The sequence below is a fragment of the Exiguobacterium sp. s191 genome, from assembly GCF_018618955.1.
In the GTDB taxonomy this organism is placed as follows: Bacteria; Bacillota; Bacilli; order Exiguobacteriales; family Exiguobacteriaceae; genus Exiguobacterium_A; species Exiguobacterium_A abrahamii.
In genome coordinates, this window is record NZ_JACSNC010000001.1 from 208,428 (window position 1) to 225,337 (window position 16,910).

18 protein-coding genes are annotated in these 16,910 nt (G+C 45.9%); 17 read left to right on the forward strand and 1 reads right to left on the reverse strand.

Annotated elements, in window-relative coordinates; genetic code table 11:
• Nucleotides 1-10 precede the first annotated feature (10 nt).
• The 16 genes from KNQ09_RS01055 to KNQ09_RS01130 all read left to right on the forward strand — a co-directional run bounded on the left by KNQ09_RS01055 (nucleotide 11) and on the right by KNQ09_RS01130 (nucleotide 15,584).
• On the forward strand, nucleotides 11-955 hold the full coding sequence (locus KNQ09_RS01055; protein WP_064300299.1) for a PstS family phosphate ABC transporter substrate-binding protein: 945 nt from the start codon (nucleotides 11-13) through the stop codon (nucleotides 953-955).
• Nucleotides 956-1,045: 90 nt separating this feature from the next.
• On the forward strand, nucleotides 1,046-1,987 hold the full coding sequence (pstC, locus tag KNQ09_RS01060) for a phosphate ABC transporter permease subunit PstC (protein ID WP_047396437.1): 942 nt from the start codon (nucleotides 1,046-1,048) through the stop codon (nucleotides 1,985-1,987).
• A gap of 1 nt (nucleotide 1,988) precedes the next feature.
• Complete coding sequence (gene pstA / locus KNQ09_RS01065; RefSeq protein ID WP_214857084.1) at nucleotides 1,989-2,897, forward strand: phosphate ABC transporter permease PstA; 909 nt, start codon at nucleotides 1,989-1,991, stop codon at nucleotides 2,895-2,897.
• Nucleotides 2,898-2,996: 99 nt separating this feature from the next.
• Complete coding sequence (gene pstB / locus KNQ09_RS01070) at nucleotides 2,997-3,773, forward strand: phosphate ABC transporter ATP-binding protein PstB (protein WP_053454494.1); 777 nt, start codon at nucleotides 2,997-2,999, stop codon at nucleotides 3,771-3,773.
• Nucleotides 3,774-3,791: 18 nt separating this feature from the next.
• On the forward strand, nucleotides 3,792-4,454 hold the full coding sequence (phoU, locus tag KNQ09_RS01075; RefSeq protein WP_214857085.1) for a phosphate signaling complex protein PhoU: 663 nt from the start codon (nucleotides 3,792-3,794) through the stop codon (nucleotides 4,452-4,454).
• Nucleotides 4,455-4,561: 107 nt separating this feature from the next.
• A complete protein-coding gene (locus tag KNQ09_RS01080) occupies nucleotides 4,562-5,287 on the forward strand; it encodes a DUF4912 domain-containing protein (protein WP_064300297.1) in 726 nt (241 codons plus the stop codon).
• A gap of 32 nt (nucleotides 5,288-5,319) precedes the next feature.
• A complete protein-coding gene (locus KNQ09_RS01085) occupies nucleotides 5,320-7,503 on the forward strand; it encodes a 1,4-alpha-glucan branching protein domain-containing protein (protein WP_214857086.1) in 2,184 nt (727 codons plus the stop codon).
• 104 nt (nucleotides 7,504-7,607) lie between these two features.
• Entirely contained in the window at nucleotides 7,608-7,757 is a 150-nt protein-coding gene (gene rpmG / locus KNQ09_RS01090; RefSeq protein ID WP_012369771.1) for a 50S ribosomal protein L33, read from the forward strand.
• Between the two features lie 57 nt (nucleotides 7,758-7,814).
• The gene (locus KNQ09_RS01095; protein WP_214857087.1) at nucleotides 7,815-8,360 is read left to right on the forward strand and encodes a 5-formyltetrahydrofolate cyclo-ligase; all 546 of its coding nucleotides are present in this window, start codon (nucleotides 7,815-7,817) and stop codon (nucleotides 8,358-8,360) included.
• Nucleotides 8,354-9,133, forward strand: coding sequence for a DUF92 domain-containing protein (locus KNQ09_RS01100; protein ID WP_214857088.1), 780 nt, complete (start codon nucleotides 8,354-8,356; stop codon nucleotides 9,131-9,133). The genes KNQ09_RS01095 and KNQ09_RS01100 overlap by 7 nt, the downstream gene beginning before the upstream one ends.
• A gap of 166 nt (nucleotides 9,134-9,299) precedes the next feature.
• On the forward strand, nucleotides 9,300-10,256 hold the full coding sequence (locus KNQ09_RS01105) for an L-lactate dehydrogenase (protein ID WP_023467547.1): 957 nt from the start codon (nucleotides 9,300-9,302) through the stop codon (nucleotides 10,254-10,256).
• Nucleotides 10,257-10,512: 256 nt separating this feature from the next.
• Nucleotides 10,513-11,022 carry a GNAT family N-acetyltransferase gene (locus KNQ09_RS01110; protein WP_023467548.1) on the forward strand — a complete coding sequence of 170 codons (510 nt, stop codon included), beginning with the start codon at nucleotides 10,513-10,515 and terminating at the stop codon, nucleotides 11,020-11,022.
• A gap of 161 nt (nucleotides 11,023-11,183) precedes the next feature.
• On the forward strand, nucleotides 11,184-12,221 hold the full coding sequence (locus tag KNQ09_RS01115; protein WP_082874221.1) for a M42 family metallopeptidase: 1,038 nt from the start codon (nucleotides 11,184-11,186) through the stop codon (nucleotides 12,219-12,221).
• Entirely contained in the window at nucleotides 12,205-12,408 is a 204-nt protein-coding gene (locus KNQ09_RS01120; RefSeq protein WP_023467550.1) for a YqgQ family protein, read from the forward strand. The genes KNQ09_RS01115 and KNQ09_RS01120 overlap by 17 nt, the downstream gene beginning before the upstream one ends.
• Before the next feature lie 83 nt (nucleotides 12,409-12,491).
• Complete coding sequence (locus KNQ09_RS01125; protein WP_064300294.1) at nucleotides 12,492-13,442, forward strand: ROK family glucokinase; 951 nt, start codon at nucleotides 12,492-12,494, stop codon at nucleotides 13,440-13,442.
• A gap of 216 nt (nucleotides 13,443-13,658) precedes the next feature.
• Complete coding sequence (locus tag KNQ09_RS01130; RefSeq protein ID WP_023467552.1) at nucleotides 13,659-15,584, forward strand: LTA synthase family protein; 1,926 nt, start codon at nucleotides 13,659-13,661, stop codon at nucleotides 15,582-15,584.
• A 357-nt stretch (nucleotides 15,585-15,941) separates the two neighbouring features.
• On the opposite strand, the gene KNQ09_RS01135 is transcribed toward KNQ09_RS01130, so the two are convergent.
• On the reverse strand, nucleotides 15,942-16,121 hold the full coding sequence (locus KNQ09_RS01135; RefSeq protein WP_023467553.1) for a DUF2759 domain-containing protein: 180 nt from the start codon (nucleotides 16,119-16,121) through the stop codon (nucleotides 15,942-15,944).
• Nucleotides 16,122-16,289: 168 nt separating this feature from the next.
• Between KNQ09_RS01135 and KNQ09_RS01140 the strand changes: the two genes are divergently transcribed.
• On the forward strand, nucleotides 16,290-16,907 hold the full coding sequence (locus KNQ09_RS01140; protein ID WP_214857089.1) for an MBL fold metallo-hydrolase: 618 nt from the start codon (nucleotides 16,290-16,292) through the stop codon (nucleotides 16,905-16,907).
• The last annotated feature ends 3 nt before the right edge of the window (nucleotides 16,908-16,910 follow it).

The following is a 16,910-nucleotide window of genomic DNA, read 5'->3' on the forward strand; positions in this document are numbered from 1 at the left end:
AAAATTAATCATGTCTTGGATGAAAAAAACAGCACTCATCACAACGGTAGCATCAATCGCAGTAGTGGGGGCAGCATGTGGTAACGATAAAGGCGGTTCTGCTAGTTCATCTGATTTAAAAGGAAAAATCGCAATCGACGGTTCTTCTACTGTCTTCCCGATCATGGAAGCTGTCGGTGAAGAATATTCGATGGAACAACCTGACGTAGATGTCACAGTCGGTGTCTCTGGTACAGGTGGCGGATTCAAACGCTTCGTCGTTGGTGAAACAGATCTTTCGAACGCGTCGCGTGAAATTAAAGAAGAAGAAGCAGCTGAAGCGAAAAAGAACAACATTGAATTCACAAAAATGGCACTCGCATATGACGGTTTGACTGTCGCAGTCAGCAAAGAAAATACATGGGTAAAAGAACTCTCAATGGAGCAACTCGAGAAAATCTGGCTCGATCCGAACATCAAGACTTGGAAAGATGTCGATTCTTCTTATCCGGCTGAACCATTGAAATTCTTCAGCCCAGGTAAAGACTCAGGAACATTCGACTTCTTCTCTGAGGAAGTACTTGAGAAAAAAGATATGCGTAAAGATGTTCAATTATCAGAAGACGATAACGTTCTCGTCAAAGGTGTTGAAGGAACGAAAGGCGCAATCGGATACTTCGGATATGCGTACTACGCAGAGAACAAAGATAAGTTGAAGGAAGTACCACTTGCTGCGGAAGGAAAAGATGCAGTCGATCCAACACCAGAAACGATCAAAGATCTTTCTTATCCACTGTCACGTGAAATCTACACGTACATCAATAACAAATCAATGAAAGACAAAAAACAAGTCGCTGATTTCGTTCAGTTCACGAACGAAAACGCTGGTGATCTTGCTGAAGAAGTCGGATACATCAAAATGCCGCAAGATCGTTACGATGAAAACGCAAAAGCAATTGAAGACGCAATGAAATAAATCATCGAGTCATGAGGATGGCCCAACCGGGGAAGTCTGTACCGGTTGGGTCCCGTTCTCATGTCAAGAAGGAGTAGGGAGTGAAGAAGGATGAGTTCAACACAAAATAAATCGGTTCGCGAGCTGATTCAACAGAACCGACAGCAAAAATATAGTATGAAAAACGTCATGGAACGCGTCATGCCGATCGTTTTATTCCTTTGTGCGTTCGTCTCGGTCGTTACGACCATCGGCATCATTCTCACGTTAGTCATTGAAACAGAACACTTCTTCGAAGTCGTTCCGTTCAAGGAATTCTTCGGCAGTACGAGCTGGTATCCACTCAACTCACAACCAGAGTATGGAATTTGGCCACTTGTCGTCGGTACGCTTGAGATTACCGTGATTGCGATGCTAGTTGCCGTGCCGATCGGTCTCACATCTGCGATTTATTTAAGTGAGTACGCGTCAGACCGCGCACGCCGTATCTTAAAACCAATTCTTGAAGTGTTAGCAGGTGTTCCAACAATCGTCTTCGGATTCTTCGCATTGACGTTCGTTACACCATTACTCGTAAAATTGATTCCAGGTATTCAAATTTACAATGCGCTCAGTCCGGGGATCGTCGTCGGGATCATGATCATTCCGATGATTGCTTCGATTTCTGAGGATGCGATGAGCTCCGTTCCGAAAAAAATTCGCGATGGTGCGCTTGCACTCGGTTCGACACGTCTTGAAGTTGCGTTGAAAGTCGTCGTTCCAGCTGCCTTATCAGGTATCATTGCATCGATCGTACTCGGTATGTCACGTGCAATCGGTGAGACGATGATCGTAACGATCGCTGGTGGTTCGAATCCGACAGCTGCAATCGATCCACTCGAGCCAGTCCAAACGATGACAGCGTATATCGTTCAGGTCGCCTTAGGTGATGCTGGATTTGGAACTGTCGAATATTACAGTATCTATGCGGTTGGTACACTCTTGTTCGTCTTCACATTAGTGATGAACTTACTTGCGAACTGGATCACACGCCGCTTCAGAGAGGAGTATTAAGATGGCCTTACCAGAAAAGCAACCTGTCACGAAAAAATTCATCGATCCGGTCGCGGTGAAGAAATCCATTAGCCAGCGCCTCGTCGTCAACAACGTCACAAAAGTCATTTTCCTCGTCGGTCTGTTTTTCGGTCTCGTCGTCTTAGGTATTCTCCTATACGGCGTCATCCGTGATGGTGCTTCGTGGTTATCACTAGAATTTCTACAAAACGCACCTTCTCGTCGTGCAGAACGTGCCGGGATTTATCCGGCGTTAATGGGCTCCATCTTCTTGATGCTCCTCATCATCCCGATGATTTTCATCATTGGTGTCGGGGCAGCGATTTACCTAGAAGAGTACGCGAAGAAGAGTCGGATGACTTCGTTCATCGAAGTCAACATTTCAAACCTCGCAGGTGTTCCGTCGATCGTCTTCGGTTTACTTGGTTTGACGTTCTTCGTACGTAACATGGGCTTCGGCTCGACATTGATTGCTGGAGCTTTGACCCTCGCGTTGATGAGTCTTCCGGTCGTCATCGTCTCGTCTCAAGAGGCTATCCGTGCCGTTCCACAAGCGATGCGTCATGCATCACTTGCACTCGGTGCTTCGAAATGGCAAACGACGTTCAAAGTCGTTCTTCCGGCGTCATTACCGGGTGTCATCACTGGGATCATCTTGGCTGTATCTCGAGCGATTGGTGAGACAGCACCACTCATCATGGTCGGAGCTGCGATTTTCATTGCTCGTGCGCCAGAAGGAATCTTCTCGGAGTTCACAGCATTACCGATTCAAATCTACAACTGGACAAGTCGTCCACAAGCGGACTTCCAAGGACTTGCAGCGGCAGGCATCATCGTCTTAATGGTCATTCTCTTGACGATGAACTCGCTTGCGATCTGGATCCGGAACCGATTCTCAAAACGCTACTAATCGAACGAAATAGATAGAAGGGATTTCTTTTAAGGAGGAAGACAGATGATGGATACGAAGCTGAATACGAAATCAGTCGTTACAGAAGGGACAGAGCGTATGAACCAACCAGTAGCAGCACGTGAGAGCGTCTATAACGTCAAAGACTTAAACTTATGGTACGGTGACGATCATGCGCTGAAAGATGTTAATCTCGATATTAAGAAAAATGAAGTCACGGCAATCATTGGACCGTCTGGTTGCGGGAAATCGACATTCATCAAAACATTGAATCGAATGGTCGAACTCGTTCCGATCGTACGGACGAATGGTGCAATCGAGTATCACGGACGTAATATCTTTGATAAAGAATACGGTGTCGAAGAATTACGGACATCGGTCGGAATGGTCTTCCAGCAACCGAACCCATTCCCAAAATCAATTTATGACAACATCGCTTATGGTCCCCGTGTCCACGGTGTTAAAAACAAAAAAATCCTCGATGAGATCGTCGAACGCAGTTTACGTCGTGCAGCGATCTGGGATGAAGTCAAAGATCGTTTGAACGAAAATGCCTATGGTCTTTCTGGTGGTCAGCAACAACGTCTTTGTATCGCACGTTGCCTTGCAATCGAACCAGATGTCATCTTGATGGATGAGCCGACATCGGCACTTGACCCGATTTCTACATTAAAAGTAGAAGAACTCGTCCAAGAATTGAAATCAGACTACTCGATCATCATCGTGACACACAACATGCAACAGGCTGCACGTGTTTCGGACAAAACAGCGTTCTTCTTGAATGGTGAAGTCGTCGAGTTCGATCAAACAGACCGAATCTTTGGCAATCCGAGTGACAAACGGACGGAAGATTACATTTCAGGACGATTCGGATAAGAAGGGGAGACGAGACGAATGGCAGCGAACCGTACGATTTTTGGAGAAAATCTTGCAATACTCGATCAAAAGGTCTTTTTACTGGCTCGTAAGACGATGCAACAGATCGCAACAACGGCAGAAGCACTCGAAAAATATGATCAAGACATCGCGCGTGGGGTCATCGAAAACGATAATGAACTCGATGATCTTGAACTTGAAATCAACGATGATGCGATTCTCTTAATCGCGAAGCAACAACCCGTTGCGACGGATTTACGACGAATCATCACCGCGATGAAAATTTCGTCGGATCTCGAACGGATTGCAGATTATGCGGGGAATATCTCAAAAGCGGTTCTTCGTGTCGAAACGTTCCCGTATGTCATTGATATCTCTTTGTTGAAGGAAGCATTCGAGACATTACTGGATATGACGGAAACTGCAATCGTTGCCTATCGTGACGGAGATGTCGAGAAAGCAAAAGCCTTGTCTGATCTCGATAACATCATTGATGAGACGACATATAAGGCACTTCGCCAATACATGCGTCATATGTCACTTCAGCCGATTGTCGTCGATGAAGTCATGCAATTCACGAACATTTGCCGCTACATCGAGCGGATGGGTGATCACTTGACGAATGTCGGGGAGCATCTGATCTATCTCGAAAAAGGAAAACATTATGATTTAAACGGATGAATCAAGTAGGCAGGAGGAATTTCCTCTGCCTACTTTTTTTGTAAAGGGATTCGAAACACGTTTGTAGAATAGGAAAGAAGTGAATAATGACAGAGAGGTGATTGGGAATGCTTGAGCAAATCATTAAAATGAAGGAACAAGGGCTGACAACAAAACAAATCGCAGCTCAATTGGATACGACTGAAGGAAAAATCAAATATGCTTGGACTAAATATCGTAAATCGTTAACAGAACAACCTTCTGTAGCAGCGCCGAAAGTAAAATCAAAAACGGTCAAGCAGACGAAAAAGTCGACTGCACCGGTTTTAGACGTCGTACCGTCTGTGCAAGTGGTACCTTCGCTAGAACGCGACGCGTTTGGAATGGCGACACATTACGAGGATGACATCCTCCACGCCATCGTTCAGTCACCAACAGCATTATACGTCTACTGGGAATTATCTGAACTGTCGAAACAGTTGCTAGAGACGCACTATCACACGACGTTTGATTCGTTCCGTAAAGAATTACGCATCATTGATGTCACGCTTGTTGAATACGAACAAGGACAGGCAAATCGAACGTATCAATTCGAGCTACCAGAAATGACGAATGCTTGGTTCGTTCGACCAGTCGCCCCGAATACTACATACATCATTGAATGGGGCATTCAAACGATTGACGGGGACTTTGTTCCAGTACTGCGTTCAAAACCAGTCGAAACGCCACGTGACGAGCCAGTCACGGACGGACGGTTCGCGGAAGTCGTGCATCATTGGCAATACGGAGAGGTCGAACAACCGGAATGGGTCGAAGTATTACGTCCTTATTCCTATTTCGATCGCGTCCGGTAATGGAATTAGAGAGAGGGAAAGGAAGAGAAGCTATGCGAAAAGGATATTTTTCACTCGTCTTACATGCACATTTACCATATATCCGTCATGAAGAGGCGCATCGTCTAGAAGAGCGGTGGATGTATGAAGCGATTTCAGAAACCTACATCCCATTATTGTGGGAGGTCGACCGCTTATCACGTCCGCTCGGCTGGACGGTCAGCATTTCACCACCCGTCATCGAGATGCTTGCCGATCCATTGATTCAAGAGCGGTATATCGAGCATATCGAGGATACGTTACGTTTGATTCGCCAAGAACTAGAGCGAGAGCTTGCTCAAAAGGAACGAGATGCGCTTCTTTTCTATCAAGACCGTTATCAAGACTTATTGAATACGTTCCTTCACTGGGAAAAAGATTTGAACCGCGCATTCCGTCATTACAAGGAGCAAGGTTATCTTGATTTGATTACGTGTACGGCGACGCACGGATTCAGTCCGCATATGTTGTCCGAACAAGCGGCACGTTCTGAAATTCAGACGGGATTGAACTGTTTCGAACGTCATTACGGATTCCGTCCATCTGGTCTTTGGATGCCAGAGTGTGCGTATACGCCAGGACTTGATCGTATTTTGTATGAAGAGGGCATTCGTTATACATTCGTTGACGAACATTCCATCTTAAACGCGGATCCGTCACCGAAACACGGAATCGGAGCACCTGTCTATTCGCCGCACGGTGTGGCACTGTTCCCGCGTGATCAAATCATTTCCGGGAAGATTTGGAGCTCTGTCATCGGATACCCGGGTCATCCGGATTACCGCGAGTTTTATCGTGACCTTGCGTACGATCGAGAGTGGGATCAAATCGCTGAGTTCATGCACCCAGAAGGCTTACGTTATGATACAGGGTTGAAATTGCATCGCGTAACAGGAGAAACGGATCAAAAAGACTATTACGTCCGTGATTGGGCATGGCAACGGACAAGTGAGCACGCAGCAGACTTCGCACAAGCACTCGGTGAACATTTGGATGCGCATCAAGGACAAGACTTCCCACCGTTCCTTGTCACAGCACCATTTGATGCCGAATTGTTCGGTCACTGGTGGTTTGAAGGTCCCGACTTCCTCGGTAAAGCGATGGAACGTTTAGAAGACCAAGGAATTGAGTCGATTTCACCGGCGATCTTCCTCGAACGTCACTTCCAAGACATCGACACGGCACACGTCGCGATGGGAACATGGGGACGAAAAGGCTACGCGGAAGTCTGGATCAACGAACGGAATGACTGGATGATTCGTCATCTCCATCAGCTTGAGAAGAGACTAGCAGGTGTCGTAGCTCGAAATCGTCATCAAGATGCATTGACTGTCAAAGCGAAGCGTCAACTCATTCGAGAATACCTCCTCGCTGTCTCGAGCGACTGGCCGTTCATCCTCGATGGACAGACGACAGCGCAATATGCTGCGAATCGTTTCCGTGAGCACATCCTACGTTTTGAAGAAACTGAGCGTCGCCTGGATGCTGAGGAGCTGACGGTGGAATGGTTGGATGATCGGTATCGCGAATATCCTTTCCTTCAAGATTCAGATATTGAACCGGATGTCTTCTTGACGGCACATGATTACTACGTGGCAGTAAAGCGTGAGAAATCCTGGAATACAGACGCCATTTTGTTGTTCGTCCGACAATATGATGCGTCAGACCGACCAGCTTCGGAGCTCGCTCGACGGCTCGCTGCTGCTGGTGAGAATGTCTATGTCGTCACGGAACATCCGGAAGCGTATCGATTTGAAGAAGGTGTTCACGTTTACGGAGTGCAAGTGACAGGTCTACCGCTCGTTCAGACCTATAACCAACTGGCGGCACTAAATTTAGCCTTCTTACGCCAAGCGCAAGCCTTGAGTAAGATCGTTGATTTCGCAGTCATCCACAACTTCAACATGGAGACCGCATCAGCTGCCCAAGCTATCGCGAAGATCCAAGAGTTGCCACTTGTCAGTAACGTCTACGATGTCGAAAGTGAACGTTCACCTGATCGTTCAGGCGGTCTGGTCGTTGCCTTAAAACGACTTGAAGGAGATGCGTTGCGCCAATCAGCGGTCGTTTATCTAGAACGAGAAGAGTCACGTCATGGGGTGGAACAAGAGTATCACGTCGAAAAGAAGCCGCTGCGTTTTGAAGAGAACCTTGAAAAACCATATCAACACGTGACGAATCCGAAAAAGAACGGATGAACAGTTGCAATTCCTTTCCTTTCTTGGTACGATACTTGAGTATGCTTAACCTTATGTAAAGCAAAATCACTTGATACATCGAGAGCTAGATAGGAGGGAATCCCATGCGCGTTAAAATCACATTAGCTTGCACTGAAACTGGTGACCGTACTTATATCACTAAAAAGAACAAGCGTAACAACCCAGAGCGTCTTGAGTTGAAGAAATACAACCCACGTCTCCGTAAGCACACACTTCACCGTGAAGTGAAATAATTGAGATGGAAGCCGTCACTTCGTGTGATGGCTTTTTTTGTGGAAAGGAAGACAACTATGAACAAACAAGAAGTACGCCGTCTGATCAAAGAACGACTAGATGTGATGGAGAACCGTGCGGAAAAGGAACGATTGATTCACGAACATGTCTTGTTACTACCTGAATGGCAACAAGCGACCTGTGTCGCGATCACGTTAGCTTTTCGAAATGAATGTGATACAAGAATGCTAATTGTACAAGCGTGGCAAGAGGGCAAGACGGTCTTGATACCAAAAGTAGTCGGAGACGAGATGGTCTTTTATGAACACGGACCAAAAGATCAACTGCAAGCAAATCAGATGGGGATTGCTGAACCGATCGCTTCAGCACGTCGCGCCTCACTTGATCAAGCAGAGCTTTGCCTCGTTCCAGGTCGCGCCTATCGTCGGGACGGCTATCGTTTAGGATGGGGAGGAGGCTATTACGATCGTGCACTCGTGACATATACAGGTTGCAAAGTATCGATTGCCTTTTCTGAACAACTTCTTTCAGATTTCGAAGTGGAAGCCTTTGATATTCCAGTTGACCTGATCGTCACTGACTTAGAGGTCATCCGATGCTAAGCGCGACCATTTTGTTTTGTCTATTGCTGGCTTGGACCGGACGATCTTTTCGTTTATTGACGACAAGTGGTGCGATCATGACCTTGCTCGTCGGTAGTGGTGTCTCATTCGGATTCGGTTGGCAAGGATTAGTAGTACTCTTGCTTTTCTTTGGTAGCTCGAGCTTGTTATCGAAGGTCGGACGGTCAAGAAAACAATCGGTCGACTCCATCGTTGAGAAAGACGGCGCGCGTGACGGATGGCAGGTCCTTGCGAATGGAGGGGTAGCGTTCGTTGCTGCCTTAGCGTATGCCATGACGATGGATTTTGCGTATCTCTTGTTATTTCTATTCGTCATCGCAGCATCGAATGCTGATACGTGGGCATCCGAAATCGGACCACTCTCAAAACGTGATCCATGGTCGCTCAAAACGTTACGTCGGGTACCAGCAGGAACAAGTGGAGCGATGTCGCTGATTGGAACGGTCGGTACGATCGCAGGAGCTGCGTTCATCGCGATAGCAGCGCATTGGATATTTTCTCTTTCTTTAAGGGACGTCTTACTCGTAACAAGCATCGGTGTACTCGGGAGCCTACTGGATACACTATTTGGAGCAGTAGGGCAACGCGTTTACCGATGTACGGTTTGTGGGGAATACACAGAAAAGCGAGAGCACCATGGTCAACCGACCGCTTACGTTTCAGGTATTCGATTTTTAGGGAACGATGCTGTCAATGTCTTGACAAGTGGTTTGGCAAGTGGAATCGGGTTTATCATCGTTCGATTCTGGTAACTGGAAAGTATATGAGTATGTAATTCCTTATGTTAGGATATCAATGACACAAAATGGACAAATGTGATTAATTTCACATGATACAAAAAAATGTGAAAGATGTTACAATTTAATTGTGAGATAGTTAACAAACTCTTAGGACGAATGAAAGGGTGGACATAACGATATGGAATTACATGCGAAAGTGACACGGGTAGCTCTCATTGGAGCTGGTGCAGTCGGTTCAAGCTTTGCCTATCAGATGTCAACAGCTGGACTTTGTGAAGAACTTGTCATCATTGATGTCAACAAAGCCAAAGCAGAGGGCGAGGCAATGGACTTAAACCATGGAACACCATTTAGCTCTTCACCGATGCGAATATGGGCTGGCGACTACGCAGACTGCCGCGAAGCGGAAGTCGTCGTCATCACGGCAGGCGCTCCACAAAAACCAGGTGAGACAAGACTCGATCTCGTTGCAAAGAATGCGTTGATCATGAAAGAAATGATTCGTCAAATCATGGATTCTGGTTTTGATGGAATCATCGTCGTGGCTTCCAATCCGGTTGATATCATGGCACATCTTGCCTGGAAATATTCCGGTCTTCCGAAATCCCGCGTATTTGGATCAGGAACGGTGCTGGATACAGCACGTCTGCGTCAAATGCTTGGAGAATACTTTCACATTGATTCCCGAAATGCCCATGCCTATATTCTTGGAGAACATGGTGATACGGAATTCGCTGCCTGGAGTAACAGCCGTATTTATGGAAAAACGATTGATGAACTACTTGCTGAAGACGATCGTTATTCTCAAGCAGATCTTGATCAAATTTACATCAACGTCCGAGATGCTGCTTATCATATCATCGAGCGCAAAGGGGCAACCTACTATGCGATTGGGCTTGGGCTTGTTCGGATCGTCCGTGCCATCCTCGGAAATGAGAACTGTCTATTGACGGTCGGCGCCCATGTCGATGGGCAGTACGGCATTTCTGGTATCCATATCGGAGTTCCCGCCATCATCAATCGTCAAGGTGTGCGTGAAATCATTGAAGTCTCATTGACGGAAGAAGAGTTGAAGAAATTCCATCATTCTGCTGATGTATTGCGTCAGACGCTTGAACCCGTCTTGCAAGGATAATCGTACGAATCATGATGAAGGTGTTACGAATTAGAGTAGCAAAAAACTCAAGTGTCGGACTTGCTTCATCTTGTCCACACTTGAGTTTTTTTGATGTAGAGAACGAATACGTTAAAAATTATATCTATTCATCCGGTAGTAAAAAGAAAAAAATCTAGGTTTTATTTTACTAGAAAAGGGTTAAGTAAGAGATAGAAGCATTTTTACGTCATTTTTTTGTACGTCATGATACCCAAAAAGGAGAGAACCGACAGTCATGTATACTTTTCGAAAACTAACTAAAGAGGATGCAGAACAATACTGGAATCTACGCCTTGAGGGATTAAAAAATCATCCAGATGCATTCGGTCATTCGTTTGACGATGAACAGCAAACCCCGCTCCGCGAAGTACAAGAAGGACTTGAGGGAGAACCCGACTCCGATGAGGTTTGGCTTGGTATGTTCGACGGTGATACATTGTTTGGGTTTGGTCAGGTCAAACCATATGAATTGTCACGTGAATCGCATAAAGCAATGATTTCTGGAGTATACGTATCACCTGAATATCGCGGGGGTACTGGTCGCGCTTTAATGGAAGCCTTAATCGAGGAAGCGAAAAAGTTACCGGACGTCGAGCAAGTCATTCTTGCCGTTTTATCAGGGAACGAAGCCGCACAAAATCTTTATGAGTCGCTCGGTTTTGAAGTATATGCCGAAGATCCAGATTCCGTAAAATTAGAAGACGGCACATATCGTGATGATATTTGGATGAAGAAGTACGTCTAAGTTCTTCAGAGGATGTAGATTAGAAGCTGTAGCAAAAAAAGTGCTACGGCTTTTTTGCATGGTATCCGTAGGATATCAGTATCGGCAAAGAATGAATATTTGTTATCATGAGAACAAAGCGGATGTCACGTCGTAGTCCGATTGAAAGGGAGCGAATGAATATGAAAGAAGTCATACGTACGATTGAAGAGCTTGTCTCGATTCCGAGTCCAACAGGTTCGACAAAAGAAGCGATTACATATGTAGAAAAGCGATTGATCGCAGAAGGGATCACGTATCGAAAGCTTGAAAAAGGAGCGATTTTAGCGACACTACCTGGTGCTTCAACGCGTACGCGGTTACTGACGGCACACGTCGACACACTAGGAGCGATGGTGAAAGAGATTCTACCAACAGGACGACTTCGTTTATCACAACTAGGGGGATATGCTTGGACAGCGATCGAAGGTGAGAACTGTCTCATTCATAAGATGGACGGTCAAACGGTTTCAGGTACGATCGTGTTCCATCATTCGAGTGTTCATACGTCGCGCGAGACGAACAAAACGGAACGCTCCGCTGATAATATCGAAGTACGACTCGATATCCGTTCGACGACGGCAGAAGAGACGCGCGTTGCGGGGATTGAAGTAGGAGACATCGTAACGTTTGATCCGCGATTCCTCTATACGGAAACAGGATTCGTGAAGTCGCGCCATCTCGATGATAAAGCATCCGTTGCTTTGTTACTTGAATTGATCAAGGAATGGAAAACAATCGAACTACCACACACGGTCCAGATTCTGATTTCAAATTACGAAGAAGTTGGATTCGGTGGGAATGCTGGATTCACGGACGAGGTCGCAGAATACATCGCGGTCGACATGGGGGCACTAGGAGACGGTCAGCATTCGGATGAATTCACGGTCTCGATCTGTGCGAAAGATGGTTCAGGTCCGTATGACTTGGCTTTACGCCACCAGTTAACGCGCTTAGCACAACGTAATAGTATTCCATATAAGGTTGATATTTATCCGTTCTATAGCTCGGATGCCTCAGCAGCAGTAAGTGCGGGCCACGACGTCCGGCACGGATTGTTCGGTCCGGGAATCGAATCGAGTCATTCGTACGAACGTACACATGAGACGTCGTTACAAGCGACATATGATTTGCTGCATGCCTATGTAAAGGAGCCGATGGTCGATGAAGACACTGTATGATGTACAGCAATTACTCAAGACATACGGGACATTCATCTATCTTGGGGATCGGGCGTCCGATATCGCGATGATGATGCTTGAACTCGATGAATTACAAGAAGCAGGCGTTTTGGAACAACGACAGTACGATTCAGCAAAACTAATCTTGCGACATGAATTAAAGCGTTCACAATCCGATAACATTTAAGATTGTGCAACCCTTTGCGCAAACAAGTTATGTCCGGTAAAATGAGGAAGCAGACATTATATGAGTATAGGGGAGACGAAGCAATGAAATGGTTACTCGGCATTGATATCGGCGGAACGACAGTCAAGATGGCAATTTTGGATTTGCAAGGGATCATTGTAGAAAAGTGGGAAATTGAGACGGTCGTTTTGAATGATGGCGTACAAATTCCTGGAGATATCGCAAAATCCTTCTTTGAGAAGTGTCAAGAGAGCAATAAACGACCAGAAGATTTCGTCGGAGCAGGCATCGGTGCGCCGGGATTCATTGATTTCAATACAGGTGTCGTTGAGAAAGCGGTCAATATCGGTTGGAATAACTTTGAACTCATCGGTGAATTCGAGCGTTTGACGGGTTTACCGGCTGTTATTGAAAATGATGCGAACGCAGCGGCAATCGGTGAGATGTGGAAAGGTGCCGGTAGTGGAGCAACCGAACTCCTTGCGGTCACACTCGGTACGGGTGTCGGTGGTGGTCTGATCACAAACGGACAAATCGTGCATGGTACAGTCGGAATGGCTGGAGAAATCGGTCATATTACGATGTTGCCTGAAGGTGGCGTCCTATGTGGATGTGGTCGCAAAGGATGTCTTGAGACGATCGCGTCAGCAACAGGGATTGCCCGTCTTGGTCTTGAGAAGCGAAAAGGGAAGGAAACATTACTCAACGATATCAAGGCAGTGACGGCGAAAGACGTATTCGAAGCGTATGAGAAAGGCGACCGGATTGCAACGGAAGTCGTAGAAGAAGTGACGTTCCACCTCGGTCTTGCCATCTCCAACTTAGCAAACAGTATCAACCCGGAAATCATCGTCATCGGTGGTGGTGTCTCAAAAGCGGGCGAGACATTGCTTGCACCACTCCGTCAACAGTTCGAACGCTTCGCTTTACCACGGGTTTTCGGATCGACGACGTTCAAGATTGCCGAGCTTGGAAACGATGCCGGAGTCATCGGCTGTGCATGGCTTGCGAAGCAGATGTTTCTCAAAAAATAATAATATTCAATTTCAGTAAAAGGTTCGCTTCGGCGAATCTTTTTTTTGTTTACAAACGTACAGTAATTATGTGATTGTTAAGTATCTTCCGGATTCCAGTTGCATTTTTGTAAAACTAAGCGTAAAATTTTCACGTGATATGGGTATATGTAAATTATGATGTAAGTTGTGTGAACTGAAAGCAGAAAGCACATGTAAATTAGGAGGCAGGTTTTTATGCAGCAAGACGCAAACATCTGGTCGCGAATGCGCCTAAAGATGGGTCAAGGCGTTCGCAGCACCTATAAAGAGCACAAGCTCTTTTGGATTGCGACCTTATTGATTTGGTTAAAAACGTATTTAGCGTATACACTTTTCTTCAACGTTCCCGTAACAAACTCTGCGCAAGCATTCATTCTACTAATTAACCCAATTAGTTCAGCGCTCTTCATGTTCGGGTTCAGCTTCTTCTTCCGGGGAAATGTTCAAAAATGGTTCATCTACGGTACATTGTTCGTCGCGACACTCATTTTATATGCGGACATCATTTTCTTCCGCTTCTTTAATGACTATCTGACGTTGCCGGTATTGTTCCAAACATCGAATGCAGAGACCGTTTCTGCATCGCTCGGGTCACTCTTGAATTGGTCCGATTTATTGATCGTCGGTGACTTGATCATCTTACCGTTCTTCTTACGGAAAATGGACATGTCAAAAAACGTTGCGTCACGTGGACGTGCGATTCTCGCATTCGTTGCAGCAGTTGTCGTTTTCCTTGGAAACTTGACGCTCGCTGAGACAGAACGTCCAGAATTGCTCACACGTGCCTTTGACCGAGAACTGCTCGTTAAAAACATCGGAACATTTAACTTCCATATGTATGACGCACTCATTCAGTCGAAGACATCTGCGCAAAAAGCACTCGCAGACAGTTCTGAACTGTCGGAAGTTCAAAGCTTCATTGATTCAAAACATGCCGAACCGAACCCAGCTATGTTCGGAAAGTACAAAGGAAAGAACGTCATCGTCGTTTCCTTTGAGTCGGCACAATCCTTTGCAGTTGGATTAAAAGCACCAAACGGACAAGAGATTACACCGAACCTGAATAAGTTGATCAAGGAATCGCATTCATGGGATAACTTCTATCACAACACAGGACAAGGGAAAACGGCAGATGCTGAGTTCATTCTCGAAAACTCGATCTATCCACTTGGACGCGGTGCAGCATTCTTTACGAACGGAGAAAACGAATTCCGGGCAACTCCTGAAATGTTGAAAGAAGACGGCTATTATTCAGCTGTTTTCCATGCAAACAACAAATCGTTCTGGAACCGAGACATCGTCTACAATAGCTTTGGCGTCGATCGTTTCTTCTCAGAGACGGATTATGACCTAGGTGATCCAGCAGATTTGACGGAGTGGGGCTTGCTCGATGATAAATTCTTTGAACAGTCATTGCCGATGTTGAAAGATTTACCACGTCCGTTCTATTCGAAGTTCATCACATTGACGAACCACTATCCATTTGAGATGCCAAAACCAGAAGATGAACTCGTACCACCGCTTGAGACAAGTTCTACGACGTTGAACCATTATGTTCAGGCACTAGCGTATCAAGATATGGCACTCGGTAAATTCATCGAGGGTCTGAAAAAAGATGGTACGTGGGATGACACGATCTTCATGGTCTATGGCGACCACTATGGTATCTCGACGAATCACAATGCTGCGATGGCAGAACTCATGAACAAAGATGAGTTGACACCGTATGATGTCGCGCAATTGCAACGTGTACCATTCGTGATCCATTTACCGGGTCAAACGAAAGGTGTTAAACATGAAGACGTCGCGAGCCAAATCGACATTAAACCGACATTGCTACATCTGTTAGGACAAGACTTCAAGAATGAAGTATTGTTCGGTACCGATCTCTTCTCGAAGCAGCACAAGGATTATGCGCTGTTCCGCGATGGTTCCGTCATAACAGACAAAACGGTTTATACGCAGGAAACATGTTATGATCGTCAGACAGGTGAAGAAGTAAAAGATGGAGAGTTAGCGGAGATGTGTAAACAATCTACGAAACAATCCGAGAAGGAGTTAGGACTTTCGGATAAAGTCATCTACGGTGACTTGCTCCGTTTCCTTCAAACTTCAAAATAAGATGAGGAAAACGAATCTACTTTCGAGTGGATTCGTTTTTTTGTAGAAAGGCAAATAAAAAGAGAGATGCGCGAGGCATCTCTCTTCAGATTTTAGACAAAAGGGCTGACACTAAAAAATGACGCATCTTTTCACGTCCTTTCCTCAGGCGAGACACAAGCCAGTTTTCCGCTCCATTCGAGCAGAAAAACGGGTCTCGTTTGTCTCTGACAGCGCAAAATTGCGCTTTTTCCTGTAGGAGTGGCGTGTGACGCGTCATTCTTTTTATTACGAGGTAAGGGAGGCAGATCATCAATCTGCCTCCCTTATCTTTGTAGATACTGACTTTTGAGTCAGCCTCTTTTTAGCGTATCTTGATTACGATGGAATACCGCCGTAAATCAATGTCGCAATCCCGAACCAGCCGAATAAGACGACAGTCAGACCTGCGAATACGAGTGGAAACATTTGGCGTTTCTTAAGTGAACGAACGACGGCCCAAACGCCGACGAGTGCGACGAAGAAGAAAAGCCAACCGATTGGTTGATCCAAATGCATGACGTACTCCCCCTTAAACAATCACGTTATGAATTTCACGAAGATTTCACTTAAATCTCACTTTTTAGTTTATCCGACTCGCGGGATAAAGTCGAGAGGGCGTTGCAGGAACTTTCGACAATTTCGTGTATAGTAGGAGAAGAGTCTATTGTAAAGGGGTTTTATAGAATGGAAATCGTAATGATCACTTCCGGTATGGCATCTGAGAATGGTTATTTGTTATTTAAAGACAAGGAATGTCTCGTCATTGATCCAGGTACAGAAGATATGCGGTTTTTCGATGAAATTGAAAGTCGGGGAGCAACATTAAAAGCGATTTTATTAACGCATGCGCATTTTGACCACATTGGTGGTGTGGATATGTTACGACGCTTCACGGAAGCCCCTGTCTACGTGCATCCGGAAGAAGCAGGATGGCTCGGTAATCCAGAATGGAATGGTTCAGCAAAATTTGGAATGCCACCGATGCGAATGAAACCAGCGGATCATTTGTTGCAACCAGGACGATTGACGGTCGGTAGCTTTTCGATGCATGTACTTGAGACGCCAGGACACTCACCAGGAAGTGTGACGTTCTACTTTAAAGGAGAGCGGATCGCGTTCGGTGGAGATCTCCTGTTCCAGCAAGGCGTCGGCCGGACGGATCTTCATGGTGGGGATCAAGACGTATTGATGCGTTCACTGGATCGACTCATCGCGGAACTACCGGCAGATACGACGGTTTATCCAGGGCACGGTCCGAGTACGACGATTCGTCAAGAGATGAAATCGAATCCATTCCTCTGACTA